The following is a 25,795-nucleotide window of genomic DNA, read 5'->3' as shown; positions in this document are numbered from 1 at the left end:
TCGGGGCCGGCCTAGCTGTGCGCTCAGACCTTCGGCACGTCGAACAGGGAGGGGAACTTCGCGATCAGCGCGAGGTCGCCCCGGGTACGCAGCCGGCCCTTCATCGTGAGTACGACCGGATGCGCGTTGCCGGTCACCACCAGCAGGAAGTCGGCGCCGCCGATCGTCAACGTCAGCTTCGGCTCGCGATCGGCGACGGGCGACACCAGGCACCTCCCGTCCGCGATCTCCAACTGGTAGCGGTCGGCACCGCCGTCGGGCCGGTCACCGATCACCCAGTGGATGACGGCGTCGAGACCGGCGGCCCGGTCGGCCCGGAACACGTCAGGCATCCGCCGAAAGACCTCCCGCAGCAGGGCGTCCCGGCGCTCCCCGCTCATCAGCGCGCGGACGTCCGGCAGCGGGGTGCGCTTGACGAAGATGGCGAGGTCACGAGGTGCCAGGGTCGCCGGATCGGCGTTGTCGGTGGTCATCTCCAGGCTCCTTGGGTCATCGTCTGTACAGGCCCTAGCTGTCGCTGACGCCGGCGGGCTGGGCGATGCGCTCGCGGATCACCCGCCGCCACTGCTCGTAGGCCGGGCCGTCGCCGTGCCCGTCGACCGCCGCGGCGTCGGCCAGCTCGGCGGCTGCCTCCGACGACAGACCGGCAAGCGCCCGCACCGCCGTCTCGGTGTGCTCCGGGCAGTGGCCCGCCCACGTCCGTGCCTTGGCCGCGAAGACCGCTCCCTGGGCGAGGTGCGGGCCGTGCTCGGCTGCCAGCGCCCGCAACGACTCAAAGCCCACGGTGTCGCACCCGCCGGCGAACGTCGCGGCCAGTCCCACACCGCTCCACAGGTCCGCGCGACGCGGGGCAGCGAAGCCGTCGACGGTCGCCGCAACCGCCGCCGGGTCGGCCGCGTGCCGGAACCACAGCGCCCGGCCGATCCCCTGGTCGAACGCTCGTGGGAAGTAGTCGGCGTGCCCCTGCCAGGGGTACGGCCGGGGCCGTCGCTGCCCGACGATCCAGGTCTTCTGGTCGAAGTACGCCTTGTCGAAGCCGTAGCCGTCGACGGCCAGCCAGCTCATCGTCGGGTGGTACGGGACGCCGGTGAGGTCGGGCAGCACCTTGCGCCACAACACGCGCGGCAGCCGGGCCATCGCGAAGCCGATGCCGATGCAGGCGAGGAAGTAGTGCGGGCGCCCCGGCCCCTCCAGCAGCTCACGGGTACGGGAACCGCCGGCCGTCGCGTCGAGCACCGTGTAGGCCATCGTCGCGCCCTCGTAGGCGAAGCCACGGCGTTCCGGGTCCACGAGAGCGAGCCGGCGTTCCAGCTCGGCGACGCTCGGGCCCTCGATGCCCCACTCGAAGCCGCAGACCACCGCCTGTGGGATCGCCTCCAGGTGGACGGTGGTGGCGGAGGCCGTGACCGGGAATCCGAGCGCGGCGAAGGAGACCTGCTCCAGCGAAGGCGCGAGAACCATGCGGCGCATCGACCCGAACACTCTCGACATACCGGCCACCCTTCGTTCGGTGCCGCGGCGGCGGTCACCGCGGCGATTTCATCCTCGCCGGGTTCGCGAAGCCGCGCGTCTCCGAGCGTGCCCGGTCGGTTCCGAGCCCCGCGCTGGGCTTTCGAGGTGGCCGCGGACGGTCGGGGCCTGCACATCCCGTCGTGGCTGCGGGCGTGAGATCCCGCTCCGCGTCGACCGTGCGTTCGACGCGGAGCGGGATCATCGGTGGCTACCCGGGCGTCGTCGCCGGGTGGGTCAACCCGGCGACGACACTCGGTTCAGTTGGCCCGATCCGCGAACTGACCCGGCTCGCGGCCGGGTCCGGCGGGACCCCGATAGGCCTGGGCGATCTCCAGCCAGTGTGTGGCGATCTCCCCCTGGGCACGGACCGCGAGATCGTCGCGGTGCCGGCGGCGGGTGACCAGGAGGCAGAAGTCCTCCGCGGGCCCGGTGACGCGCTCCGGCGACTCCGCGGGGCCGAACTCCCACCGCGCGCCCGACGGCGCGGTGATCTCGAAGCGGAACTCGACGTCCGGGGTTTCGAGGCCGCGCGCCTGGTAACCGAAGTCCCAGGTCCGGACCGCGAACCCCACGATCTGCCCGATCCGGTCGGTGAACGTGCGCCGGACGCCGAGAGCGTCGGCGATGTCCTGCCCGTGGGCGAAGAGTTCCATCATCCCGGCCATGGCCAGTACCGCCGCCGGCAGCGGACGTACCAGCCACGGAACGAGCTGGTTCATCGGCAGGGCGCCCAGCGACTTCTCGGCCCACGCCCGCTCGTCACGCCAGCGCCGCAACAACTCCGCCGGCTCCTCGGCGAGGTAGCCGGACAGCGCCGCTGTCACGTTGGCGTTGAAGTCGGCGCCCAGCCGCCCCGTCATGGCGACGAACTGGTCGGGGTCCGCTGCCGCCAGCCCGGCCATGCGGAACGTGGCCGCGAGGTGGGCGATCTGGTGGGCGACGGTCCAGCCGGGCGCGGGGGTCGGTAGCGCCCAGGCGGCAACATCGAGGTCGCTGACCAGACGGTCGAGGTCGTCGCCGTCGGCCGCCAGGTCGGCTATCACCTGGGGATGCTGTTGTCGGGTCACGGTTCTGCCTCTCAGTTCGATGACGTCCGGAGAGTTGGATCAGTGCCGAGGGACGGTCGCGAGATCTGCGGGGGCCACCTGCCGGCGTCCGCCCAGCAGGGCGATGGCGATGACGAGCCCGACGGCGGTGAAGATCGCGCAGGTGATGAACGCGGGGCGGAAGCCCGCCGCCGGGGCGGCGCTGGTCGAGAAGGAGACGATCACTGTCGACACGATGGCGATCCCCAGACCGCCGCCGATCTGCTGGGAGGCGGTGTTCATCCCCGACGCGAGGCCGAGATCGGTCTCGGCGACACCGGCGAGAGCGGCCGCCGAGGCAGCGACCGTGCCGAGCCCCAGGCCGGTGCCGAAGACGAACAGCCCGATGAACAGCCCGACGGACGAGCCACCGGACGCCACGGCCTGCGCCAGCAGCAGGCTGCCGGCCCCGAGCAGGACGAGGCAGATCGCCGCGACCGGCCGGAAGCCGTACCGCGTGATGAACGACTGCCCGGCGTACGAACCGACCAACGCCATCAGCGGCATGATCGACTGCCGGATGCCGGATTCCAGCGCGGTGTCGCCGAGCGGTCCCTGGGTGTACTGGGCGATCGTCACCGACATCCCGAAGGCACACATGATCATGGTGACCATGACCAGGTTGCCGCCGACAAGCGTCGGCGAGCGCAGCAGCCGCAGCGGCAGCAGGGGCTCGCTGGACCGCGCCTCGATGGCGACGAACACTCCGGCCAGCACGATCGCGGCGGCGAAGGTGCCCAGGGTCTGGACGCTGAGCCAGCCCTCCGCCGGCGCGGTCACCAGGGCGTAGATCACGAGCACGAGCGCCGCGGTGCTCGTCACGGCGCCCGCGACGTCGTACGTGCGCCTGGCGTTCAGGTCCCTGCTCTCGCGCAGCAGGACCGGGATGAGGGCCAGCATCAGAAGTGCCACCGGCACGTTGACGAAGAAGACGGCGGGCCAGCCGAAGCTGCTGGTGAGCCAGCCACCGATGAGCAGACCCACCGTCGCGCCGACACCGGCGATGCCGGCCCAGCCGGCCAGTGCGAGATGCCGCTCGCGGCCCTCGGGGAACATGCTGGTGAGGATCGAGAGCGCGGTCGGCGCCATCAGGGCCGCCGAGAGGCCGTGCACGGCCCGGGCGGCGATCAGCACCTCGCCGTTCCACGCGAAGCCCGAAGCCAGCGAGACCAGCAGGAACAGCACAGTGCCGACGAAGAACATCCGGCGACGCCCGAGCAGGTCGGCTGCTCGGCCACCGAGCAGCAGCAGACCACCGAAGGTGACGAGATTGGCACTGAGCACCCACTGGGCCGCGCTGGGCGCCAACTGGAGTTCGGTGCCGATCGTCGGCAGCGCCAGGATGACGATCTGCGTGTCGAGGATGACCATGAAGTTCGCGGTGCACAGCAGGACGAGCGCCCACCATCGGCGCGAGTCCGGTGGCGCTTCGGTGCCGGCGAGCTGAGCTGTGTCCATGTCGCTGTCCTTCGTCTCGATGGCTGGAGGGGTCAGCGCCGCGAGCGCAGCACGCGAGAGATGATTGCGGGACGCATGAGTGCCTGCGGCGGGTCGACCAGCCCCGCGGAGCGCAGGAAGGCAGTCGTCAGCACGCCGTCGTGAGCCGCTGCCGCCTGCAGGCGGGGGATGTAGAGATTGCCCATCCGCACCTTTGCCGTCCGTCGCCCCACGACACCGGGGAAGCCGAGGTCGGCTCCGGCTGACATGTCCCACGGCGCATCGATGAGCCGGGACAGGTCGCGGAAGAAGGCCCGCGGCGTCGGCGGACCGGAACGCACGTGCTCGCCAAGCAATCGGGCGGACATCGCCGCCACCGTCATGCCCTGGCCGTAGACGGGATTGAAGACACACGCGGCATCACCGAGGACGATCAGCCCATCCGGCGTCCGCGCCAGCCGATCGTAGCGCCGACGGATGCTCGCCGGGAACCGGAAAGAAGCCGCCGGTCCCATCGGCTCGGCGTCGCGGACCGCCTTGTAGATCTCCGGTACGGGCAGGGACTGCACGTACGCCAGGAAGCCCTCGTGGTCGGTCGGGGGGCGGTCGCCAAGGATGCCTGTCAGCGACACGGCGTACCGGTCGGGCATCCGGGCGAAGATGGCGCCGCGCGGCTGTGCCGGGGTGGCGACCGGGAGCAGCGCGATGTCCTCGCCGATCGGGTCGAACGACAGCGGGCCGTGAAAGTCCATAGTGGTGTATGTCAGGTCCATCTTGACCCGATCCTCGGGCACCCGCTGGTAGCCCAGCTCCTCCAGCCAGAGCGGCGTCCGCGAGCCACGCCCGGTGGTGTCGACGACCAGATCCGCGTCGAGGATCTCCCCGGGTGCGCTCGGCGCCCGCCCCTGCACGCGGACGCCGGTGATCCGCTGCCGATCCGGCGACGCGACCAGACCCACGATGTCGGTGCGCTCCCGATAAGTGACGTTGCCGAGAGCCCGGACGCGGGCGCGTACGCGCGACTCGAGCAGCGGCCGTCCACTCGCGACACAGATCAGCCCGGTCTCGGCCTTACGGATCATCTGGCCGTTGAAGTACCAGCTCAGGCTGGTGCCGAAGTCGCCGATCGGCACTCCGCCGGCCACCAGCTCGTCGGTGAAACCCGGGAACAGCTCCTCGAGGATCTGCTGGCCGCGGGCGAGCAGAGCGTGGATGTGGTGGCCCTGCGGCGCCGCCTGGCGAGGCTCCACCGGCCCGAAGAGGTCGTCGCGGTCGACGACGGTGACCCTCTCGCAGGCCGGTGACAGGACCCGGGCCGCCAGCGATCCGGCGACGCTGCCGCCGAGGACCACCGCATGCGCAATCAGCGGAATGCCCATTACCGTCAGCCTCCTGCATTGGGATTAGAATCAATTGTTGCCAGTTATGGTATCGACCGGAACCGTCAATTCTTCTTCCAGAATGCTCTCTCCCGAAAATGGATTCCGCGAGCCTTTCCGGTCGACCTTCGCATCGCTAACATGGTCCGCGGACGCCGCCGCGATATTCCCTGTCGCGAGGAATAGCGTTCCGTTCCCTCATCGAGTGAGGATTGCCGCATGAAACCGTTCCGGATCGACATTCCGCAGGCCGACGTGGACGACCTGCGCCGCCGTCTCGCCGACACGCGCTGGCCTGCCGACTCGCCCACCGAGGACTGGAGCCGGGGCGTGCCGGCCGGCTACCTGCGCGAACTGGTGGAGTACTGGCGAACCGGTTACGACTGGCGTGCCGCCGAGACCCGGCTCAACACCTTCGAGCAGTTCACCACCGAGGTCGGCGGCACCAACGTGCACTTCCTGCACGTCCGCTCCCCCGAGCCGGACGCCACCCCCGTGATCATCACGCACGGCTGGCCCGGATCCTTCGCCGAGTTCCTCGACATCATCGGACCGCTCACCGATCCGCGCGCCCACGGTGGCGACCCGGCGACGGCCTGCCACCTGGTCATTCCCACCATTCCGGGCTTCGGTTTCTCCGGGGCTCCCAGTGGCCCGGGCTGGACCATGCCGCGGGTCGCCGCCGCCTGGGCGGAGCTGATGGCCGGCCTGGGCTACGAGCGGTACGTCGTCCAGGGTGGCGACTTCGGCGCCTGGATCAGCCTGGTGCTGGCGGGCCTCGACCACGAGCACGTCATCGGCGCGCACGTGAACTTCCTGCCGACGCCGCCCTCCGGCGATCCCGCCGACCTGGCCGGGCTGACCGAGGTCGAGGGGGGCCGGCTGGGGCTGTTGATGAACTACGTCGACGACCAGTCCGGGTACATGAAGATCCAGGCCACCCGGCCGCAGACGCTGGCGTACGCCCTGAACGACTCGCCGGTTGGTCAGCTCGCCTGGATCGTCGAGAAGCTGCACGAGTGGAGCGACTCGACAAAGGCTCCCGAGGAGGCGATCGACCGTGACCGGATCCTCACCAACGTGATGCTGTACTGGCTGACCGGCACCGGAGCCTCGTCGGCCCACTTCTACTACGACAACGCCGAGCTGCTGCCCATCGCCAAGACGCCCCCGCCGCCCCCGCCGCCGCTGCCGGTGCCCCTGGGCGTGGCGATCTTCCCCCGCGACCCCGGGCAGCCGGTCCGGCGCTTTGCCGAGCGCGGTTTCCCGAACATCGTGCAGTGGACCGAGTTCGACAGGGGTGGCCACTTCGCCGCCATGGAGCAGCCGGACCTGCTGGTCGGTGACCTGCGCTCGTTCGTCGCGACCCTGCGGAGCTGAACACACGGCGAGGGCCTCGGATGTCGCGGCATCCGGGGCCCTCGCCGTGCGGCCTGTCCAAAGGCGCTACCGCGGAGGTACGCGGCGGGGCGCTGGTCGGCGGAGGAGCAGGATCGCCAGGACGACGACCGTGACGAAATTGATCAGGAGCAGTACCGCGCTGAGCCCGTCGACGCCGTGCTCGTGCTCGTGCCCGGTGGCCACGTCCGCGGCACCGGACGCCCGCGTGCCGACGGCGAACCGGATGACGCCGCTGGTCTGCCCGCCGGCGACGCCGATGACGTGGTAGACGACCGTGTACGTGCCGTTGGCCTCGATGCGCACGGGCACGCGCAGGATGTCATCCGGCCCGGCGGTGACCGCGCCGGAGTCCACCCGCCGCCCCGCGCTGTCGACCACCGAGAGGTGCGACAGCGCGGGGTCGGCGGCCGCCGAGAGGTTCAGTCGTGCCTCGCCCGGAGCGACCGTCAGGCTCTGCGCGTCGGCGGGCGAACTGCCCAGGAGGCGTACCGCCGGCGCGCGGCCGGTGACCGTGACGAGCCAACCCAGTGGCAGCAGGACCAGCACGGCAGCGACGAGAAGGCGGGTCCGACGAGACACGGTCAGGCCGGTACGACGCTTGGGTGCGACTGCGTCTGCACGCAGTTGCAGCGCGTCTGCTCCAGTTCCCGATCGTTCGGCCGCAGGTGCAGATACATTCCGATGATCATCGGCAGGAACACGACCGAGTTGTAGAACAGGTGCAGCTCGACGCGCGGATAGATCAGTTGCAGGACACTTGTCGGCACCGCCGCACCGAAGAAGTTGGTGTGCAGTTGCGCCTGCAACAGCAGCAGGAAGTGCTCGATGTGGTGCCAGAACTGGATCACCAGGGCGACCGTCCACCAGGTCCGGGCCCGGCCGACGAAGCCGGGTCGGAGCAGGAACAGTCCGACCAACATGACAAGCGCGTACCCGTAGTGCATCCATTCCGAGGTCACCAGCCACGGAAGGAACTGCCCGAGCACGCCGCGCGCCTGCGGGCGGGCCCAGCCGAGCACCCAGATCTGGTAGGCCTGGACCAGGTGTTCGGCCCAGTGCGCGAGCGTGATTGCCAGGAAGCCACCGAGCGCAGCCCGGTGGTGGGCATGGTTGAGGGTGCGAACCGGTGCGACCACCATTCGGTTCTCCTGTTCCGTGGGGTTCGATCCACGTGCCGCATGGCCGCGGCACGGGGGCCAACGAGAAACGACAGTGGTTCCCACCGGCGTTGGCACTTCGCACGCGCCTCTCAGGACCCGCGAGGCACGCCAGCGCCATTGTCATGCCAGAGACGTCCGTCATTCTTCTTCTCGTGTGCGCTGTGCCGGACGCCGATCCGACGGGCTGCGGCGAAGCTGGCCCAGGCGGCCACGTCGACAAGCGTGGCGTCCGCCGGGTGGTGCCGACGGAACTCCTCGACGACCTCCGGGCCGACGCGGTAGGAGGCGAACGCGCTCAGCAGCGCGAGGCGTGCCGCCGCCCGCTGTGGTGCGGCAAGCGGCTCGATCAGCTCCTCGCACCAACTGGTGCTGAGACCGGCGTCCTCCCCCGCCCACCCGTCGAGCCGGGCCAGCACGAGGCGGCGGACCGCGGGGTCAAGCGAGCGCTCCCCGGCGACCTCGAAGACGCGGTAGGAGCGTGTCATCGCGTCCGCGATCCGCGGGCTGCCCGACGCCCAGCTCACGTCCGAGGTCGGTGACGCGGCGTCGAGCAGTCGGGTGGCTCGACCAGCGACATGCTGTCCCCGGAGGGTGGGCCGGAGCACCCGGCCGAGCCCCTGGTTGAGCCGGCGCCGCGCGCGCGGGCCGAGGCCCTGCGGTAGCAGTGAGTTGGCGAGGAAGACGTTTACCACGCGGCTCAGGTAGTGGAAGCCCACCACGACACCGACCAGCTCGGCGCGTTCCACATCGGACAGTTCGGGTGGCAGCGGCGGCCCGTCGGAGAGGTGCGCACCTCGGGCCCACTGCACGATGCGGCGCGTCCGGATGTCGTCGATCTCGTCCGGCCGGTCGGCGGCGATCGCCTCGGCGTCGCGCTCGTCGGAGAGTTCGAAGAGGCCGGCCACGTGCAGGTCGGCACAGTAGGGACAGGTGTTGGCCACGGACACCGTCGCCGCGACCGCTTCCTTGACCGCGCGGTCCACCACGCCGGCTGGCAACAGCGGCTCCCGGGTGATGGCCCAGTAGGCCGCCAGGACGTCGGCGGACGGCGAATGCAACAACGCCGGAGGCACCACGATCTGATATTCCTCGGCGACCTGGCGGTACACCGCGGCGACGAGTCCGCGTGCCGTCGTGGCAGGCACGACGGTAAGGAATTTGACGTGCTTCTGAGCGACCGAGGACGCAACCCGTCTCGCCACCATCAGGACCTCCCGCGCCGGATTCGACGAATGCTCCCGCTGCCCGCGGGCGGGTGACGCAGACCGCGCACCTGCGGCCGGCTCGGCCGCCCCCCTGCCATCCGGGTCGGCGCACTCAGGCGGCCGCGCCCACCCGGTCCCGTAGCGCGGCACTGCCGAGCTGGGCCTGACTCAGCGCGTACTTGCGCGCGTCGAGCAGGGCGAGCAGCACCGGCGGATCCAGTGCGCTGCTGCGCCGCAGCACCACGTCCGCGGTGACCTTCGAGTCGGCGCGGACCGTGAGCGGGCCGTACGTCGCGACCGAGACGGCACGATCGGCCACGTCGGCGGCGGCGCCGTCGGATTCGGCCGACACCGACTGGGCCAGCAGGTACCAGGAGCCCAGGGGGACCGCGTCGAAGTGGACCCAGCCCGGTTGCTGCAGCACAGTGCACCGCACCGGACGTCCTTCCGGGATACGGCCGCTGAACAGACCGACGAAAATGAGCTGTTGGCCGTCGTCTTCGGCGAGGCGGACCTGGCACGACACCTGGCCGCTCGACGAACGCCCGGAGCGCCACTCGAAGTGCGGGTGGATGGACTGCGTGTAGCCGGCGTGTCGGCGGAACGCGGTGGGCGACATACCGACGCTGCGGCTGAACCGCCAACTGAACGTACCGACGCTGTTGTATCCCACGCGGACGCTGATGTCCGCGACGTTCATCGACGTGGTGATGAGCAGGTCCTTCGCCCGCTGCAGGCGCAACGCCGAGAGGAAGCGAGCCGGCGAAACTCCTGTCACCCGCCGAAAGATGCGTGTGAAGTGGAATTTGCTGAACATTGCGGCGCGGGCCATGTCATCGACGGTCAACTGTTCGCCCATGCGGTCGTGCATCGCTGCGACTGCGCGCAGTACCGCTTGCTCGGAAACGTCTTTCATGACACTCCCCCAGATGCTGTTCCGCTGAATCATTCAACTCGTGGCAGTCAGATATTCGCGCCTACCTGACAATTGAATGCAGGAGCCGAAACAGTAGATTAGTTTCGTCGGATGATCTCCCGACTTATGGCAACAGTATCTGACGCCAGGTCGGCAATCAACCCTGCGTGAGCACGCGACGCAATCGTGGAGAAGCGGCAGGTATTGGCGCTACTGGATATGGATAGCGTGTATCACCGGTATATGAAGACCTCCCGGCCGGGACGGTCCCCGCTCGCCCGGCGTCGCGTTCCGCCGACGTGAGAACCGAATTCGATCATCAATCGCACTGCTGAGCGCGCACGAGACTGGTCGCGGCGGGCAGACGAGCGCGGGCACGTGACCGATCCGCCGGCAGGTCTGCTCAACCCCCTGGCGTCACCGGGCCGCCAGGCGCCGACACCCGCCGACGATGCCGCTCGCATACGTGGTCAGCACGCCGTCGTGGTGCCAGCCACCGGTCTCAGCCAGGGCTTCCGCGGCGGCCAGTTCTATTTGTGCGGTCGACCGTGACAAGGGGCGCGGCGCACGCCGCCGGTCACCCGCATCCGTTCCCCAGCCAGTGACGGAGGTGATTGGGAGGCGAACTCTGGTCACTAACAGTGTTTGTGTGGTAATTGAGGGTTGCCGAAGTATGTCCAAGTCTCCTAGTCTCCTATCGGACGGCGCAACCATCAGCCCTTCGATTGCGCATCCGGCACCACGCTCGGAAGGAGCCGATCACCCGTGCTTCTCGGTCCACACCAGCCCAGGACAGCCACGACGACCACCGCCGGCAGCGACGCCGCAACCACCGCGTTATTTCCGCGGCGCAGCCACGGCTAGCACGAGCGGTCGCGATCCACGGGCCTGACACGTTGATCACGGGAGCCACGATGCGAATTTCTGACTTGAGTCGGCAGTCCGGGGTGCCGGTCGGGACGATCAAGTTCTACCTGCGCGAACATCTCCTACCACCCGGCGAACCGACAGGACGCAACCAGGCACTTTACAATAAGAATCACCTACGACGTCTTCGACTCATCAAGATATTCACCTCAATCGGTGAACTCGATCTCACGTCGGTACGGCGGCTCCTGATCGCCGCCGAAGAGGAAAACCTGCCGGCGATCGAGTTGTTCGAGGTGCTCAACCAGGTGTCGATGGCCGGCAAGGACACCGCCACCGAGGAGGACGAGAGCCTCGAACTGGCCCGCGCCGACGCGAACCGCATCATCGAATCGTCCGGCTGGGAGGTCAACCCGGACGCCGCAGCCCGCTCACACCTCACACTCGCGCTCGCCGCGATGCGACGTCTGGGTTGCGACTGCGATCCCGACTTTCTCGACGTCTATCGGGAGGCAGCCGATCGGCTCGCCCGGCACGAGGTCGGTCGGATCGCGAACGACCACACCGCTCGCATCGAGGCCCTCGCGCGCAACGTCCTGCTGCACCAGGCATTCGCGGCGATGCGCCAGCTGGGACAGCAGCATCATCTGTCCCGCCGATTCGGCCTCGTGCGGGCGAACCAGGGAACGGCCGAAGACGGCGACCGCTCCTGACACCACCGGAGTCGGTGCGCCGAGCCGCACTTGTCGACCGATGAGGCCGTCGGCCCGGCGGGCGTCGCCGACGGCCTGCCTGAGACAACCGTCTGCCGCGGGCCGCGAGCCGCTCACTCACGCGTGAGGGCCGGCCACCCGGCCGGCCCTCAGAACTGACTACTCAGGCCGGGTCACGCGGGCAGTTCTGGTAGACCGCGAGCAACCAGCCTTCGTCGCGCTTGACGAGGATCCAGGAGGCCCGGATGGCGTCCGCGGCGGCCAGCTCGGTGCTCCCGGCCGCGATCACCCCGCCGACGGTCAACAGGGCGACCGCACCGGGCCCGAGAGGCTTGACGTCGATCGGCTGCCCGGTGACGGTCGTGCCGGCGTACACGCCCTGGTAGGCGTCCGCCATGTAGTCGCGAATGGCCGTGCGGCCCTTCACGTACACGCCCGGCAGGATGAGCGTGCCGTCCTCGGCGAACAGGTCGGCGAAGGCGTCGGCGTCGTGTGCCGCCCAGGCCTTCACCATCCGGGCCGACACCGCGCCGATCGCCGCCTGATCCGATCCGTCCAGGACCGGAACTTCCGTTCTGGTGGTCATCTGCTACCCGCTTTCGTCGGTCGTTCATCGATGACAACTGATGACCATCGTGTCCGGATCCGCGCCGTCCTGGCGTCTTCCAGCGTGCGGCGGGTCGGTAGGGCGCAACGTCCGAGAAGTGCCGGCGGCCCGGACCGGACCGCCGGCAGCATCGGCTCGTATGCGCGCGGATGCCCACCGACGTGTCGGTGGGCATCCGCGCGTTGGTGGACAGTTCAGATGAAGAACGTGTTGGGCTCCAGGCCGCACAGCACCCGGCCGTAGAGCTCCATCGTGGTCGTCGGCAGATGCAGAGCATGCAGGGTGACCGCGCGGACGTCGCGCCGGATCCGCTGGATCGGCTCCCGCGTGTAGATCGAGGACGCCCCACAGGCGCCGGCCAGGATGTCGACCGCCTCGGCGGTCAGCTGCGGCACGCGACCGGCCACCGCCCTGGCGTACGCCCGATCGCGGACCGTCCACGGCTCACGCGTCAGACCGCGCTCGTCCACAAGCGTGGCGAGCCTGCGCGCGTGCCCCTCGGCCTCGTCGATCTTGAGGGCGGCGTCGGCCGCCTGCAGGTGCGTGATCGGCGCGTCCGCCTGGCGCTCGTAGTTGGTGTTGGAGATGGGCCGTTCGTTGATCCGGGCGTAGAACTGCTCCTCGGCCGCACGGGCCATGCCGATCATCTTGCCGGAGGTCGACGCCGCGACCGCCGCGACCAGCGGCGACTGGAACATGGGCAGGTCCCGGTTGCGCTCGGACGCGTACTCGCCGGCGGTGAACGCGGCGATCCGCATGACGTTGGCGCCGGGCACGAAGACGTCCTCCGCGACAGCCCGGACGCTGCCGGTGCCGGAGAGCGCCGAGACGTGCCAGTCGTCCACGATGCGCAGCGCGCTCATCGGCACCACTGCCATCACCGGCTCGGGCTCGCCGTCGGACGGGATGAGCAGGGTGGAGAGCAGCTTCCATCCGCTGTGCGCGGCGCCACTGTTGAACGCCCACTCCCCGTTGACCACGATGCCGCCGTCCTTGGGGACTCCGGTGCCGTCGAGCGCCAGCGTCCCGCTGATCCGGGCGTCCGGATCGGCGAAGATCTCGTCCTGCACCTCGTCCGGGAACAGGCCGACGTTCCACGAGGTGATCCACCAGGCGGCGACGTCGAACGCCGCGGCGCCGTCGCCGCGGCCCAGCTCGATGCCGACGTCCAGCAGCGTGTGGGCGTCCGCCTCGTACCCGCCGAAGCGCGCCGCGGTACGCATACGGAAGATTCCGGCAGCCGTCATCGCCTCGACGCTCTCGTCGGCCAGCCGGCGGTTCTCCTCCTGCCACAACGAATTCTTCCGGAGCACCGGAACAATGTCGGCCGCCCTCTTCGTCAGATCGGTTCGGTGTGACGTCTCGGTTGTCTGCACGAGGTCTCCTCCTGGTACGGCCCCATCGTGCCCCCGCCGGAAAGCGGATGGCGCAAACGGGCGGCTGCATGAAGCGCGAAGGTCGTTGCCGGGAATTCAGGAAGTCACGTTAACCCCTGGGCGTCGGCCGGAAAAGGCATTCCGGAGCCACGCACAGAACCGCGCATTCTGAAAGAAGATCGGGCTCGACCGGGATCGTAGCTTTACGGTGACCAATTGACCGACGGCATCGGAAATGGTGGACGACATGAGTTACTGGTCCGATCGCAAGGTGCTCGTCGTCGGGGCGAGCCGTGGCCTCGGCCGCGGGGTGACCGAGGCGTTCCTGACCGCCGGCGCGACGGTGACGGCGCTGTCGCGGGACACCGCGCCGCTGGCCGCCCTGGCCGACGGGCACGGTCACCTGAGCCTCGTCGACGCGGACGCCACCGACCCGGCCAGCCTTGACGTGCTCCGCCGCAACCCGCCGGACGTCCTCGCCCTGGTGGCCGGCGCGTCACCCGAGCTGCGTCCGCTGGCCGAGCAGACCTGGGAGACGTTCTCCGCACCCTGGAACACCGACGTGCGCATCGCGTTCCTCTGGCTGCGCGAGGTGCTGCGGCAGCCCCTGGCGCCCGGCAGCCGGGTCATCGTGACCAGCAGCGGCGCCGCGCTGAAGGGGTCCGTGCTCAGCGGCGGCTACGCCGGAGGCAAGGCGACAGTCCGCTTCCTCGCCGACTACGCGGAGCAGGAGGCCACGCGTGCGGGGCTGGGCATCACGTTCCACACGGTGCTGCCGCAGCTCACGCCGGAAACGGGCCTCGGCCGGGCGGCGGTCGACGCGTACGCCGAGCGCGCCGGCGTCACGCCCGAGGCGTTCGTCGAGCCGCTGCGCCCGGTGCTGACGCCGAAGGCGGCGGGTACGGCCTTCCTGCGGCTCGGCGGCGACCCGGATCCGGCCGGCACCGTGCACCTGCTGTCCGGCGCCGGCCTGACGCGACTGCCCTGAGCCCGCGCAGGACCGTTTCCGAGGAACCCCGGACGTACGCATGGCGGTGGCCACCATCGTGGTGGTGGCCACCGCCATGACTGTCGGCACGGGGCTCAGGCGGCAGCGGGGACCGCGGCGGTGAGGTACATGGGCACCCGGTCGTAGCCGTTCATGATGAACGAGCCCTGTGGGGGCAGCTCCTCGCGCGGCACGGCCAGGGTCAGGTCGGGAAAGCGCTCGAAGAGGGCCGGCAGGGCCACCATCGACTGCATCGTGGCCAGCGGCCGGCCGAGGCAGTAGTGCTCGCCGTGACCGAACGACAGATTCGTCTTGTCCGGCCGGGTGATGTCGAAGTCGTTGGCGTTGTCGCCGTGCAGCGCCGGGTCGCGGCCGATCCCGGCGTACGCGATCAGGACCAGGTCACCCTTGGCGATGTGGACGCCGGCGATGTCGATGTCCTCCTTCGCGTAGCGGAAGGGCAGCTGGGCGACGGCGGCGTCCTTGCGGACCGCCTCGTCGAAGGCGTCCATCCAGGTGTACTGCCCGGAGCGGATCAGCTCCAACTGGTCCCGGTGGGTGCTCAGGTCGATGATGCAGTGGGCCAACACGTTGCTCAACGTCTCCGAGCCCGCGCCGAGCAGGACGTGCAGGCTGCCGATCAGCTCCTCGTTGGAGAGCGTCTCACCGTCCTCGTTCGCGGCGATCAGGACGCTCGTGAGGTCGTCTCCCGGGTCCTGACGGCGGCGGGCGGCGAGCTTGGACATGGCGTCGTGCCACTGGTCGAGGTTCGCCGCCGCCATCTCGCCGGTGTGGTTGGTGAGGCTGTTCTGCTTGGTGCCCCTGAGCGCCTCGTCCCGCACCTCCTCCGGCACACCGAAGAGGTCGCAGATGAGCGTCGCGGTGAGGGCGTACGTGAACTGGCCCTTGATGTCGACAGTCTCGCCCGCTCGGGTGGTGGCCTCCATGTCGTCCAACAGCCGCCGCACGATCGACTCGACGCGCGGGCGAGCCTTCTCGACCTCCCGCGGCGTGAAGGCGTGCGACACGAGCTTGCGCAGCCGGTCGTGGTCGGCGCCGTCGCGGACGGTCAGGTTGTCCATCGCCACCCAGGTGATCAGCTCCCAGTCGTGCGGCACCTCGCCACGCACGAACGGGGGCCAGTCCTCCTTTGCGTTCTTGGAGAGCTGGTCGCCGGACAGCAGCTTCTTGCCGACGTCGTACGTCGTGACGCACCAGGCGCGATAGCCGCCGGGAACCTCGACGAGGGTGACCGGACCCTCGGCGCGGATCCGGGCGGCTTCGGCATGAATGTCACGTCCCTCAGGGTCGAGCATGATCGGGCATTTACCCATCGCGGGCCTCCATGGTTCGGTGCACGGCACCGGGCAGGGATCCGGTGGTGCGAAGAGCGGTATCTGCGCCGAACCTAATGACCCCCACGGCTGCATATTTCTTCTCGATTGCCGAGCGGCGGAAAATACTCCACGCGTGCCTTTCTGGCGTCGGAACAGCAATTCGGGAGAGGTTTTGCGGGGCTGGCTTGGGCATCCTCGACTCGATAACGCGTAAACCCAGAGGAGACGGTCATGGCTCGATTCAAGGTCGGGGTGCTCTTCAAGCCGCAGCACTGCGAGATGGCCCAGCTACGCGAGAGTTGGCGTGCGGCGGACGAGCTCGGTGTGGACACCGTCTGGACCTGGGACCACTTCTATCCGCTGTACGGCGACCCGGACGGCGCGCACTACGAGTGCTGGACCACCCTGGCGGCGCTCGCCGCCGACACCCGGCGCGCCCGGTTCGGCTCGCTCGTGACGTGCAACAGCTACCGCAACCCCAACCTGCTCGCGGCCATGGCGGGCACGGTCGACCAGATCAGCGACGGTCGGCTGATCCTGGGCCTGGGCGCCGGTTGGTTCGAGCGGGACTACACCGAGTTCGGCTACCGGTTCGGCAGCGCCCCGGAGCGGCTGCGGGCGCTGGAGGACGGCGTGCGGACCGTACGCGCCCGCCTGGCCGCGCTGGTCCCGTCGGCAGCGCGGGTGCCGCTGCTGATCGGCGGGGGCGGCGAGAAGGTGACCCTGCGCATCGTGGCCCGGTACGCGGACATGTGGAACGACTTCGGTTCGGCGGAGCGCTTCGCCCACAAGAGCGCCGTCCTCGACCGCTGGTGCGCCGAGCAGGGCCGCGATCCCGCCGAGATCGAGCGCACCACGATGATCGAGACGGCGGAGGTGGACGAGGTCGACGCCTACCTCAAGGCCGGCGCCACCCACGTCATCCTCGGCCTGGACACCCCGTTCGACCTGGAACCCCTGGACCGCCTGCTCGCGCACGCCAGCGACTGAACCGGTCAGCCGACGGCTCGGCGCGGGACACGTGCCGAGCCGCCGGGGCCCAGATTTTCGTCGCTGCTGTCGATCTACCGCCCGTGCGACCCGTCGTAATGTAGAGGCCACCACCCAGGGGGCCGGCACACGACAGGACATGAGACATGGCCAAGTACATGATCCTCATCTACGGCGACGCCCAGCAGTGGGACGCGATGACCGACGAGCAGTGGAAGGCGCACGACGCGGCGCACGAGGCGTTCGTCGCCAAGGCCGGCACGCAGATCATCGACGGCCAGCAGCTGGAGATGGCGCCCACTGCCACCACGCTGCGCTCGGACTCGGCGGGCCAGATCCAGACGACCGACGGCCCGTTCCTGGAGACCAAGGAGGCCCTCGGCGGGTACTACCTGATCGAGGCGACCGACCTGGACGACGTTCTGTCGCTGGCGACGCTGCTTCCCGAGGTGCACGCTTCGCACAGCGGTGTGGAGATCCGCCCGGTGGTCGACCACGGCTGACGTGGCCAACCCACTGATGAAGGACGAGGTGGTCGCGGCGGTCGCCCAGGCGCACCGCCGCGACTGGGCCCAGGTGTTCAGCACCACGGCCCATCTGACCCGGGACCTCGACCTCGCCGAAGAGTGCACGCAGGACGCGTTCGCACAGGCCCTGGAGACCTGGACGGAGACCGGTGTCCCCGACCGGCCGGGCGCCTGGTTGACCACCATCGCCCGCAACCGGGCCCGCGACGTCCTGCGCCGCGAGTCGGTGCTCCGCCGCAAGATGCCGCTGCTCGTCGCCGACGAGACCACGCCGGGGCCGGAGGACGGCCTGGTCGACGACCGGCTGCGCCTCATCTTCACCTGCTCGCACCCGGCACTGGCCCGGGAGGCGCAGGTCGCCTTGACGCTGCGCCTGGTCTGCGGGCTGTCCACGCCGGAGGTGGCACGCGCGTTCCTGGTGCAGCCGGCCACCATGGCAGCCCGGATCACCCGGGCCAAGAAGAAGATCGCCGCGGCCCGCATTCCGTACCGCGTGCCCGGCCCGGACCAGCTCGAGGAGCGGGTGAGCGCCGTCCTGGAGGTCGTCCATCTGATCTTCACCACCGGCCACACGGCGCCGCTCGGCGCGCAGCTGGTTCGCCAGGATCTGGTGGACAGCGCGATCAGCCTGGCCCGGATGCTGCATCTGCTCATGCCGACCAACGCCGAGATCAGCGCGCTTCTCGCGCTGCTGCTGCTCAACGCCTCGCGCCAGGACACCCGCATGTCCGCGGACGGGCGTCTGGTGCTGCTGTCCGAGCAGGATCGCTCGCGCTGGAACAGGCAGCTCATCGCCGAGGGCCGGTCGTTGGTGACCGACGCGCTGCGCCGGCGGCCACCGACGCGGTACGCGCTGGAGGCCGCGATAGCAGCGCTGCACGCCGAGGCGCCGAGCTGGCGGGACACCGACTGGGCCCAGATCGTCGCGCTCTACGACGCCCTGTTCCGGCTCTGGCCCTCGCCCGTGGTCGATCTCAACCGGGCCGTCGCGATCGGGCTCCGCGACGGCCCCCGGGCCGGCCTCGACGCGCTGAATCCCCTGCTCGCCGATCCGGCCCTGGCCACGTACGGATACCTCAGTGCCGCCCGGGCCGACTTCCTGCGCCAGCTGGGGCAGTGGTCGCAGGCCCGGACGGCCTACGAGGAGGCGCTGACCCTCACCGACAACGACGTCGAGCGCGCGTTCCTCAGCGAGCGCTTGACCGAAGTGGAGCGGAATCTGTGAGCGTCAGCACCGCACGGACGGTCTCGTAGAAACCGTCGACGCCGTGGTGGCCGCGGCGGGTCGCGCAGTCGTCGGCGTACTGCTCGCTCATGGTCTGGCCACCGCTCTCCAGCATCGCGATCTGGCTCGCGTAGGCGCCCACCGCGCGCAGTTTGCGGGCCCACTCGCTGTCACTCATGGCGACGGCCACCGGCTCCGACACGCGCACACCGGCCGGTAGCGCGGGCATGACGTTGACCCCGGGCCACGCGAGGTAGGGGAAGTCGTCCCAGAGCGACAACGGCGAGTCGGTCCCGGCCGCCGCGGCGAGGACGGCGTCGCGGGTGCGCCGGTGGTCAACGTGATTGCCGACCGCAGCGCAGGTGACGACCCGGTCGGCGGAGTACTCACCGATCACCCGCTCGATGTCGGCGGTGATGTCGGCGACCAGCTCGTCCTCGTCGTCGGCGTGGTGGTCCATCGGGTTCTCGTCGTCGATCACCCAGCCGCCGTGCGCGTACCTGCGGTAGATCGCGTCGAGGAACGGGCCGCACAGGTACGGCGGGTCGATGCCGAGCGTGGCGAGGGCCGCCGCGTTCTCCTCGCGTCGTGCCGCCACGGGATCACCGACGATCGCCCACTGGTCGTGGAAGGTGGTCGCGATCGGCGAGTACGGCGGCTCGGGACTCCCGGCGAACACCGTGTACACGACGACGGGTTCGCCGGCGTCAACCAGCTGGACGAGGTGGCCGCCGTAGGACAGCACCGCGTCATCGAGATGCGGCGACACCACAAGCGTTGTCATGCGGCTCTCCCTTGGAAGTGGGTTTCCAGCGAATGTGCGGTCGGCAGCACCGGGTCGGCGTACGAGATCGTCCGGCGGCCGATCCGGCTGGCCTCCGCGAGGATCTGCATCCCCCAGGTGTCCCAGACGCCGGCCATCCGTGAGGTGATGACGACAGTGCCGGCGCTGTCGTCGCTCAGCGGCGTGTACAGCCCGACGGCGTGGTAGCCGCTGTGGTCCCCCGAACGCACGGCGCGGTCGAGGAGTTCCTGGTCGAAGTCGACGACTGTCGCCCCGGTCACCGTCGCGGGCAGCTCACCACCGCACCCGATGATGGTGACCGCCTCGCCGTCGGGCACGTCCGCCAGGGCGCGGGCGATCTCGTCCGCGACGCTCAGACCGCGCGCCCGCTGTTGCCAGTCGAGGAGCTCCACGTACATCGGCTCCCACTGCCAGAACTCCCCCTTCTCCACCATCACGGCCAGACCCATCTCGACCGCGGGCTCGGGGAACTTGCTCAGGAACACCCGCATGTTCGCGAACAGCTCGTCGAAGTTGGCCTTGTGGTCACGGTCGTGCGGCGCGACGACCGCCCACGCCTGGGCCGCGAGTTCGATCGTCAGGCCGGCGCGGTGCAGCCGGAATCCCAGCTCCATGTCCTCGCCACCCCAGCCCTGGAAACGCTCCTCGAAGGCGCCGACCCGGCGGAAGTCGTCCATCCGGATCGAGCAGTTGCCGGTCCAGAAGGCCTTCCAGGGGATCGACCGTTTCGTCAGGTCCATCCCGCAGCCGACGAAGTAGGGCTGACGCACGTCCTGGAACTCGGGTAGGTGGCGGTAGCGCTCCACCACCAACTCGGGAGGCAGCTGCGCGAGGAGCTCGTCCACCCCCGCCATCGGCACGTCGGGGTTGTAGCCGTAGCTCGGCCCCACCACCGCCCGCCGCGACTCGCGGCCCACGTGGGCGGCCAGGTGCGCGGCGAGGAATTCCGGACCCACCATCGAACCGGTGTCGAGAATGACCAGCAGCGCGCCGACCGCCATCCGGGCCGCGCCGTTGCGCGCGGACGCGACCCGGAACCCGCGGTCCTCCTGACGGACGTACGTGATGTGCAACAGGTCGGCGTAGGAGCGCACGACGTCGCCGGTGTGATCGGTCGACCCGTCATCGCCGACGATCACCTCGAAATCGTCGGTGGGGATCGTCTGCCGGGTGAGCTGCCGAAGGGTCTCCGACAGCAGGTCGGCCTGGTTGTAGGTCGCGATGATGACGGATGCCCGCCGCCGGTGGCGCATGGTTCTCCTTCGCATGGTCGGTTCAGCCCTTCGAACTGGCCTACGGGTTCACGAGGAGGCCGGACCGGCGTACGGGATGGTCCGCCGGCCGATCCGGTCGGCCTCGGCCAGGATCTCCGCGCTCCAGGTGCCCCACAGGCCGGCCATCCGGGAGGTGATGACGACCGTGTCGACGCTGTCGTCGGCGAGCAGCGTGTGCACCCCGACGGCGTGGTAGCCGCTGTGGTCCCCCGAACGCACGGCACGGTCGAGGAGCTGGTCATCGAAATCGACGAGTATCGCGCCGGTCACCGACTCGGGCAGCTCGGCGCCGCACCCGATGATCGCTACCGACTCGTCGGCCGGCACGTCCGCCAGGGCCTTGGCGATCTCGTCGGACACGCTGAGGCCGCCGGCCTGCTTCCGCCAGTCGAGAAGCTCCCGGTACGACTGCTCCCAGGCCCAGAACTCCCCCTTGTCGAGCATCACGCCCAGGCCCAGCTCCACCAGCGGCTCCGGAAACTTGCTCAGGAACATCCGCATGTTCACGAAGAGCGCGTCGAAGTTGGCCTTGTGGTCGCGCTCGTGCGGCGCCACCAGGACCCAGGCGTCCGGCGCGACCTCGATCGTCAGGCCGCCGCGCTGCAGCCGGAGCGCCAGCTCCATGTCCTCGCCGCCCCAGCCCTCGAACTTCTCCTCGAAGCCGCCGACCCGGCGAAAGTCGTCGGTGCGCACCGACGCGTTCAGCGTCCAGAATGCCTGCCAGGCCACCAACCTCCTGCTCAGGTCCATGTCGCAGTCGACGAAGTAGGACTGGCGGACATCCTGGAATTCGGGCAGGTCGCGGAACCGCTCCACAGCCGTCTCCGGGAGCATCTGCGCGAGAAGCTCGTCCACCCGCGCCGTCGGCACCTCGGGGTTGTAGCCGTAGCTGAGCCCGATCACGGCCCGCCGCGAGTCGCCGCCCTCGTGGGCGGCCAGGTGTGCGGCGAGGAATTCCGGACCCACCATCGAGCCGGTGTCGAGGGTGACCAGCAGCGCGCCGGCGGCGAGCCGGATCGCCGCGTTGCGGGCGGCGGCCGCGCGGAATCCCCGGTCCTCCTGGAAGACGTACTTGACCTGGAGAGTGTCGGCGAAGGACCGCGCCACCTCGGCGGTGTGGTCGGTCGACCCGTCATCGCCGATGATCACCTCGAACTCGTCGGTGGGAATCGTCTGCCGGACGAGGTAGCGCAGTGTCTCGGCCAGCAGGTCGGCCTGGTTGTAGGTGGCGATGATGACGGATACCCGGATCCGGTGGCCCATGTCTTACTCCCTCGTGTGGTCGGTCAGCGGTACGCCTTGGCCTGGATGGCGAACATCTCGGCGTAGGGGCCGCCGGCGCGCATCAGGGTGTCGTGGTCGCCGACCTCGAGCAGTTGCCCGTCACCGACCACGATGATCTTGTCTGCCATCCGTGCCGTGGAGAAGCGGTGCGAGATCAACACGGTGACGGCCCCGGTCTGCGCACTGGTGCGCCTCGCGTGCTCGGCGTAGCGCTCGAACAGCTCGTGTTCGGCCTGCGGGTCGAGGGCCGACGTGGGTTCGTCGAGCAGCAGCAGCATCGGGTTGTCGCGCATGAGAGCCCGGCCCAGGGCGAGCTTCTGCCACTGCCCGCCGGACAACTCGACGCCATCGGCGTACGACGTGCCGAGCTGCGTGGACAGCCCGTCCGGCAGGGCACGCAGAACGTCCGTGGAGTGCGCCTTCACCAACGCGTCGTGGACCGCGGCCTCGTCCGACACCCGCGCCACGTCACCGACACCCACCGCTTCGAGCGCGCGGATCTCGTACCGCACGAAGTCCTGGAAGCCGGCGGCCATCCGCTCGCGCCACCGCTCGACGGGCAGCCGTCGCAGGTCGACACCGTCGACGAGGATCCGGCCGGCCGTGGGCTGGTAGAAGCCGCACAGCAGCTTGACAAGCGTCGTCTTGCCGGCGCCGTTCTCACCGACGATCGCCACCGTGCTGCCCGCGGCCAGGTCCAGATTGACATCGCGCAGCGTCTGCCGATCGGCGCTCGGGTAGCTGAAGCTCACATTCTCGAAGGCGATCCCGGTGACCAGCCGGTCCGGGACCGGCTGGTCGGCGGCGGGCCCCGCAGTGGTGACCGCGTCGCGCAACCGTCTCAGCCGCGCGTAGGTGTTGGCGAGCCGTTGCAGTTGCTGCAACTGCGCGACGGCCCCGGTCACCTGCTGATTGACCTGGGTGGCCAGCACGATGACCAGGACCACCTCGCCGACGCTCTGCTGCCCGGCTATCGCGTCGCGGACGACGAGCAGCACCGCTCCGACGTACGCGAGGCCGAAGACGACCTGACCCGCCGCACGCAGAGCCATGGCCCTGAGGTGCGCGCCGTAGAGACCGCGGGTGGCGGTCCGCCACAGGCTCGCGTACCGCTGCCGCAGTTCCTTCTCCACCCCGAACACCCGCAGCTCACCGGCGTAGCGGGCGGTGGTCGTGGCCTGGAAGAGGTTGAGCGCCACGCGGGTCGGCTCGGCGACCGCAGTCTTGGCCCGCTCCAGGGCGCTCTCCGCCAGCCGGCCGGTGATCAGCGGCACGGCCGCCGCCACCGGAAGCAACAACAGCAACGGGCTCTGCCAGGCCAGGATCGCCGCGCCCAGGACGACCGCCAGCACCATCGTGGCCGCCTGGAACAGCGACTCCATGCTGCTGCGGAACTGCCCGCTGTCCTGGACCAGGACGGTGAGGTCGTCGGCCTGCTCGGGGCGCTCGTGATGGCCTATCCCCGCGGATCCGTTGGAGACCGCCAGCAACTCCCGGTGCAGATCCAGTTCGATGAGTTCGGACAGCTCGAAGTACGCGACCATGGCGAACTGACCGGAGGACTGCGCCAGGATGGCGAGCAGGGCCACCACCGCGCCCAACACGGCGGCCTCGGTCGCGTGCCGGCCGATGACCGCGTCGGTCATCATCCCGAGCGCCACCGCGAGCAGGGCGGCCGACGCGGCCAGGGCCAGCATCAGGAAGGTGGCGACCACCGTCTTGCGCGCGTCGATCCGCCAGGCCGCGGACAGCAGCTTGCCGACGCCTGCGAACATGGCCCTCACAGCAGCACCTCGTCCCGGTCCGCATCGGTGTTGTCGGCGAAGCGGTCGGCCTGCAATCGGAACAGCTCGGCGTAGCGCCCGTTGCGCGCCAGCAACTCGTCGTGCGAGCCCTCCTCGCTGACCCGACCGTCATGCAGCACGACGATCTTGTCGGCGTGCCGGACCGTCGAGAAGCGATGGGAGATGAGCAGCGTGGTGGCGCCCTGGGTGAGCGCCGCGAACTGGTCGAAGAACTGCGCCTCGGCGCGTACGTCGAGGCTCGCGGTCGGCTCGTCGAGCACGACGACCGACGCGCCGTGCCGCAGCGCGAACAGGGCACGCGCCAGCGCCAGCCGCTGCCACTGGCCGCCGGACAGCTCGGCGCCGCCGGTGACGTGCGTGGCCAGCGGGGTGTCCAGCCCGCGGGGCAGCGAGCGCAGCACCTCGGTCAGGCCCATCGCGGCCACTGCCTCGCGGACCCCGTCCCGATCGTCCGCCGAGCCCACCGCGCCGAACGCCACGTTGTCGGCTGCCGAGAACTCGTAGCGCAGGTAGTCCTGGAAGATCACGGCGAGCCGGGCCCGCCACTGCGACAGCTCGAACGTCCGGATGTCGACGCCGTCGAGACGTACGGCGCCGCTGTCCGGCTCGTAGAGCCGAGCGAGCAGCTTCACCACTGTCGTCTTGCCCGCGCCGTTGAGCCCGACGATCGCGGTGCACCTGCCGACCGGGATGCGCAGGTCCAGGCCGTCGAGCACCGGCCGATCCTGACCGGGGTAGTGGAACGACACGCCATCGAAGTGAATCTCACCGACCGGCTCCGGCGCCGGGTCGCCGGAGCCGGCCGGTTCCAGCACCGTGAACCGGTCGATGTGCTCGGAGAACCGGCGTACCGCCCGGTGGGTCTCGGTGCCGATCGCGGTCTCCAGGTCGGCCTCCGGGTAGAACACCGACAGCCGGATGGCGCCCAACGCCGCCTGCATGATCAGGATGAACTCGGTGAGCGTCAACGTGCTGATCGCGGTGGCACCGATCGTCGCGAAGATCGCCCCGCAGGCGATCAGGCTGAACCCGGTGGACCACACACCGGGCCACAGGTAGACCCGCCGCCGCGCCGCCCACAGCGGCGTGAACCACGCGCGGTAGGAGGACCGCATCTCGCCGTCCATCCAGTTCGCCAGACCGAAGACCCGGATCTCCTTGCCCGCCGGCGCCTGCACGGCCAGGTTGCGGACGTACTCCACCTTGTTCTGCTGGGGCATGAGGCTGAACCGGGCGTGGGCGTAGCGACGCAGACCGCCGCGCTGCACGTTGCGGAACCAGAGCACGGTCACCGCCACCGCCAGGGCCGCCCACCAGGAGTAGACGACGCCGATGACGACCGCGTAGCCGACCAGCTGGCCGTACCGCGCGATCAGCGCCAGAGTGCCGGCGCAGGCGCTGCCCGGCCCCCACATCTGCAAGCCGTGCTCCAGCTCGCGGGCGGCGTAGCGCAGGTCGGCGAGGACGGCCTGGTCCTCCATCGGGGCAACCCCGGTGCTGCGCGTCGACGCCCGCATCACGTCGTCCACAACGGTGCCGTCGATCCGCCGCGCCAGCAGCTCACCCAGCGAGAGCTGGGCCGGGGCCAACACCTGCTGCAACACGAAGATGCCGGCCGCCACCGCGAAGACCGGCACCAGCTCCTGCCACGCCGTCGAGCCGAGGCCACCGTCCACGGCCCCCGGCACCTTACCCAGCACCAGGCTGGACGTGATGACGAACGCGATGGGCAACGCGGCGAGGAGCAGGTTGAGCAGCAGGAGCGCGCCGAGGAGGCCGAAACCCCCTCGCGGCATCAGGCGGAGGATGCTCGCACGCGCGGATATCAGTCCCCACAGCCTGCTGCGCATCATCATCGATCTCCCTACTCGACCGCCGGTGCTGTCACCTCCCCGACGAACG

At 69.8% G+C, this 25,795-nt stretch carries 23 protein-coding genes; 6 read left to right on the top strand and 17 right to left on the bottom strand.

Annotated elements, in window-relative coordinates; all coding sequences use genetic code 11:
* Positions 1–23: 23 nt before the first annotated feature.
* The 5 genes from AB0K10_RS12680 to AB0K10_RS12660 all read right to left on the bottom strand — a co-directional run bounded on the left by AB0K10_RS12680 (position 24) and on the right by AB0K10_RS12660 (position 5,413).
* Positions 24–473, bottom strand: coding sequence for an SCP2 sterol-binding domain-containing protein (locus tag AB0K10_RS12680; protein ID WP_363682751.1), 450 nt, complete (start codon positions 471–473; stop codon positions 24–26).
* Positions 474–507: 34 nt separating this feature from the next.
* Complete coding sequence (locus tag AB0K10_RS12675; protein ID WP_363682749.1) at positions 508–1,491, bottom strand: DUF1702 family protein; 984 nt, start codon at positions 1,489–1,491, stop codon at positions 508–510.
* Between the two features lie 278 nt (positions 1,492–1,769).
* A complete protein-coding gene (locus AB0K10_RS12670) occupies positions 1,770–2,579 on the bottom strand; it encodes a TIGR03084 family metal-binding protein (RefSeq protein WP_363682747.1) in 810 nt (269 codons plus the stop codon).
* Between the two features lie 39 nt (positions 2,580–2,618).
* Positions 2,619–4,055 (bottom strand): MFS transporter, encoded by a 1,437-nt coding sequence (locus tag AB0K10_RS12665; RefSeq protein WP_363682745.1) that lies wholly within the window; start codon positions 4,053–4,055, stop codon positions 2,619–2,621.
* A gap of 32 nt (positions 4,056–4,087) precedes the next feature.
* Positions 4,088–5,413, bottom strand: a complete 1,326-nt coding sequence (locus AB0K10_RS12660) for an FAD-binding monooxygenase (protein WP_363682744.1) — start codon at positions 5,411–5,413, stop codon at positions 4,088–4,090.
* 219 nt (positions 5,414–5,632) lie between these two features.
* On the opposite strand from AB0K10_RS12660, the gene AB0K10_RS12655 reads away from it, so the two are divergent.
* Positions 5,633–6,793: an epoxide hydrolase family protein gene (locus tag AB0K10_RS12655; RefSeq protein ID WP_363682743.1), complete on the top strand. Its 1,161-nt coding sequence runs from the start codon at positions 5,633–5,635 to the stop codon at positions 6,791–6,793.
* A 66-nt stretch (positions 6,794–6,859) separates the two neighbouring features.
* On the opposite strand, the gene AB0K10_RS12650 is transcribed toward AB0K10_RS12655, so the two are convergent.
* The 4 genes from AB0K10_RS12650 to AB0K10_RS12635 form a co-directional block, all read right to left on the bottom strand.
* On the bottom strand, positions 6,860–7,393 hold the full coding sequence (locus AB0K10_RS12650) for a copper resistance CopC family protein (RefSeq protein WP_363682741.1): 534 nt from the start codon (positions 7,391–7,393) through the stop codon (positions 6,860–6,862).
* 2 nt (positions 7,394–7,395) lie between these two features.
* Complete coding sequence (locus AB0K10_RS12645) at positions 7,396–7,953, bottom strand: hypothetical protein (protein WP_363682739.1); 558 nt, start codon at positions 7,951–7,953, stop codon at positions 7,396–7,398.
* A 110-nt stretch (positions 7,954–8,063) separates the two neighbouring features.
* On the bottom strand, positions 8,064–9,119 hold the full coding sequence (locus AB0K10_RS12640; protein ID WP_363682737.1) for a carboxymuconolactone decarboxylase family protein: 1,056 nt from the start codon (positions 9,117–9,119) through the stop codon (positions 8,064–8,066).
* Between the two features lie 172 nt (positions 9,120–9,291).
* Complete coding sequence (locus tag AB0K10_RS12635; RefSeq protein WP_363682735.1) at positions 9,292–10,095, bottom strand: helix-turn-helix transcriptional regulator; 804 nt, start codon at positions 10,093–10,095, stop codon at positions 9,292–9,294.
* Positions 10,096–11,009: 914 nt separating this feature from the next.
* On the opposite strand from AB0K10_RS12635, the gene AB0K10_RS12630 reads away from it, so the two are divergent.
* Positions 11,010–11,675 carry a MerR family transcriptional regulator gene (locus tag AB0K10_RS12630; protein ID WP_363682733.1) on the top strand — a complete coding sequence of 222 codons (666 nt, stop codon included), beginning with the start codon at positions 11,010–11,012 and terminating at the stop codon, positions 11,673–11,675.
* Between the two features lie 163 nt (positions 11,676–11,838).
* Here the strand turns inward: AB0K10_RS12630 and AB0K10_RS12625 are convergent, their stop codons facing one another.
* Together AB0K10_RS12625 and AB0K10_RS12620 are read right to left on the bottom strand one after the other, a co-directional pair.
* Complete coding sequence (locus AB0K10_RS12625) at positions 11,839–12,261, bottom strand: SgcJ/EcaC family oxidoreductase (protein WP_363682731.1); 423 nt, start codon at positions 12,259–12,261, stop codon at positions 11,839–11,841.
* A gap of 215 nt (positions 12,262–12,476) precedes the next feature.
* A complete protein-coding gene (locus AB0K10_RS12620; RefSeq protein ID WP_363682729.1) occupies positions 12,477–13,658 on the bottom strand; it encodes an acyl-CoA dehydrogenase in 1,182 nt (393 codons plus the stop codon).
* Positions 13,659–13,905: 247 nt separating this feature from the next.
* Between AB0K10_RS12620 and AB0K10_RS12615 the strand changes: the two genes are divergently transcribed.
* A complete protein-coding gene (locus AB0K10_RS12615) occupies positions 13,906–14,646 on the top strand; it encodes an SDR family oxidoreductase (protein ID WP_363682727.1) in 741 nt (246 codons plus the stop codon).
* Between the two features lie 95 nt (positions 14,647–14,741).
* On the opposite strand, the gene AB0K10_RS12610 is transcribed toward AB0K10_RS12615, so the two are convergent.
* Positions 14,742–15,980 (bottom strand): cytochrome P450, encoded by a 1,239-nt coding sequence (locus tag AB0K10_RS12610; RefSeq protein ID WP_363682725.1) that lies wholly within the window; start codon positions 15,978–15,980, stop codon positions 14,742–14,744.
* 234 nt (positions 15,981–16,214) lie between these two features.
* Between AB0K10_RS12610 and AB0K10_RS12605 the strand changes: the two genes are divergently transcribed.
* From AB0K10_RS12605 to AB0K10_RS12595, 3 genes are all read left to right on the top strand, one after another.
* Positions 16,215–16,973: an LLM class F420-dependent oxidoreductase gene (locus AB0K10_RS12605; RefSeq protein WP_363682723.1), complete on the top strand. Its 759-nt coding sequence runs from the start codon at positions 16,215–16,217 to the stop codon at positions 16,971–16,973.
* A 146-nt stretch (positions 16,974–17,119) separates the two neighbouring features.
* A complete protein-coding gene (locus tag AB0K10_RS12600) occupies positions 17,120–17,476 on the top strand; it encodes a YciI family protein (RefSeq protein WP_363682721.1) in 357 nt (118 codons plus the stop codon).
* 1 nt (position 17,477) lies between these two features.
* Positions 17,478–18,725: a sigma-70 family RNA polymerase sigma factor gene (locus tag AB0K10_RS12595; RefSeq protein WP_363682720.1), complete on the top strand. Its 1,248-nt coding sequence runs from the start codon at positions 17,478–17,480 to the stop codon at positions 18,723–18,725.
* On the opposite strand, the gene AB0K10_RS12590 is transcribed toward AB0K10_RS12595, so the two are convergent.
* The 5 genes from AB0K10_RS12590 to AB0K10_RS12570 are packed head-to-tail and all read right to left on the bottom strand — an operon-like array spanning position 18,688 to position 25,689.
* Positions 18,688–19,509, bottom strand: a complete 822-nt coding sequence (locus tag AB0K10_RS12590; protein ID WP_363682718.1) for a PIG-L family deacetylase — start codon at positions 19,507–19,509, stop codon at positions 18,688–18,690. The genes AB0K10_RS12595 and AB0K10_RS12590 overlap by 38 nt on opposite strands.
* Positions 19,506–20,783: a glycosyltransferase gene (locus AB0K10_RS12585; protein WP_363682716.1), complete on the bottom strand. Its 1,278-nt coding sequence runs from the start codon at positions 20,781–20,783 to the stop codon at positions 19,506–19,508. The genes AB0K10_RS12590 and AB0K10_RS12585 overlap by 4 nt, the downstream gene beginning before the upstream one ends.
* Before the next feature lie 48 nt (positions 20,784–20,831).
* On the bottom strand, positions 20,832–22,067 hold the full coding sequence (locus tag AB0K10_RS12580) for a glycosyltransferase (protein WP_363682714.1): 1,236 nt from the start codon (positions 22,065–22,067) through the stop codon (positions 20,832–20,834).
* A 23-nt stretch (positions 22,068–22,090) separates the two neighbouring features.
* Positions 22,091–23,863 carry an ABC transporter ATP-binding protein gene (locus tag AB0K10_RS12575; protein WP_363682945.1) on the bottom strand — a complete coding sequence of 591 codons (1,773 nt, stop codon included), beginning with the start codon at positions 23,861–23,863 and terminating at the stop codon, positions 22,091–22,093.
* A gap of 5 nt (positions 23,864–23,868) precedes the next feature.
* A complete protein-coding gene (locus AB0K10_RS12570) occupies positions 23,869–25,689 on the bottom strand; it encodes an ABC transporter ATP-binding protein (protein WP_363682712.1) in 1,821 nt (606 codons plus the stop codon).
* Positions 25,690–25,795 lie beyond the last annotated feature (106 nt).

Origin of the sequence: Micromonospora sp. NPDC049274, assembly GCF_040678875.1 — a bacterium.
Taxonomy (GTDB): Bacteria; Actinomycetota; Actinomycetes; order Mycobacteriales; family Micromonosporaceae; genus Micromonospora.
This window is presented reverse-complemented; position numbering and strand designations above follow the sequence as displayed.

What these genes read in the sequence shown, in the direction of transcription:
- AB0K10_RS12630 (WP_363682733.1), top strand. Translation starts at nt 11,010, where the DNA reads ATGCGAATTTCTGACTTGAGTCGGCAGTCCGGGGTGCCGGTCGGGACG.
- AB0K10_RS12635 (WP_363682735.1), bottom strand. Translation starts at nt 10,095, where the DNA reads ATGAAAGACGTTTCCGAGCAAGCGGTACTGCGCGCAGTCGCAGCGATG.
- AB0K10_RS12660 (WP_363682744.1), bottom strand. Translation starts at nt 5,413, where the DNA reads ATGGGCATTCCGCTGATTGCGCATGCGGTGGTCCTCGGCGGCAGCGTC.
- AB0K10_RS12655 (WP_363682743.1), top strand. Translation starts at nt 5,633, where the DNA reads ATGAAACCGTTCCGGATCGACATTCCGCAGGCCGACGTGGACGACCTG.
- AB0K10_RS12600 (WP_363682721.1), top strand. Translation starts at nt 17,120, where the DNA reads ATGGCCAAGTACATGATCCTCATCTACGGCGACGCCCAGCAGTGGGAC.
- AB0K10_RS12625 (WP_363682731.1), bottom strand. Translation starts at nt 12,261, where the DNA reads ATGACCACCAGAACGGAAGTTCCGGTCCTGGACGGATCGGATCAGGCG.
- AB0K10_RS12645 (WP_363682739.1), bottom strand. Translation starts at nt 7,953, where the DNA reads ATGGTGGTCGCACCGGTTCGCACCCTCAACCATGCCCACCACCGGGCT.
- AB0K10_RS12575 (WP_363682945.1), bottom strand. Translation starts at nt 23,863, where the DNA reads ATGTTCGCAGGCGTCGGCAAGCTGCTGTCCGCGGCCTGGCGGATCGAC.
- AB0K10_RS12590 (WP_363682718.1), bottom strand. Translation starts at nt 19,509, where the DNA reads ATGACAACGCTTGTGGTGTCGCCGCATCTCGATGACGCGGTGCTGTCC.
- AB0K10_RS12680 (WP_363682751.1), bottom strand. Translation starts at nt 473, where the DNA reads ATGACCACCGACAACGCCGATCCGGCGACCCTGGCACCTCGTGACCTC.
- AB0K10_RS12605 (WP_363682723.1), top strand. Translation starts at nt 16,215, where the DNA reads ATGGCTCGATTCAAGGTCGGGGTGCTCTTCAAGCCGCAGCACTGCGAG.
- AB0K10_RS12585 (WP_363682716.1), bottom strand. Translation starts at nt 20,783, where the DNA reads ATGCGCCACCGGCGGCGGGCATCCGTCATCATCGCGACCTACAACCAG.
- AB0K10_RS12665 (WP_363682745.1), bottom strand. Translation starts at nt 4,055, where the DNA reads ATGGACACAGCTCAGCTCGCCGGCACCGAAGCGCCACCGGACTCGCGC.
- AB0K10_RS12610 (WP_363682725.1), bottom strand. Translation starts at nt 15,980, where the DNA reads ATGGGTAAATGCCCGATCATGCTCGACCCTGAGGGACGTGACATTCAT.
- AB0K10_RS12615 (WP_363682727.1), top strand. Translation starts at nt 13,906, where the DNA reads ATGAGTTACTGGTCCGATCGCAAGGTGCTCGTCGTCGGGGCGAGCCGT.
- AB0K10_RS12570 (WP_363682712.1), bottom strand. Translation starts at nt 25,689, where the DNA reads ATGCCGCGAGGGGGTTTCGGCCTCCTCGGCGCGCTCCTGCTGCTCAAC.
- AB0K10_RS12580 (WP_363682714.1), bottom strand. Translation starts at nt 22,067, where the DNA reads ATGGGCCACCGGATCCGGGTATCCGTCATCATCGCCACCTACAACCAG.
- AB0K10_RS12675 (WP_363682749.1), bottom strand. Translation starts at nt 1,491, where the DNA reads ATGTCGAGAGTGTTCGGGTCGATGCGCCGCATGGTTCTCGCGCCTTCG.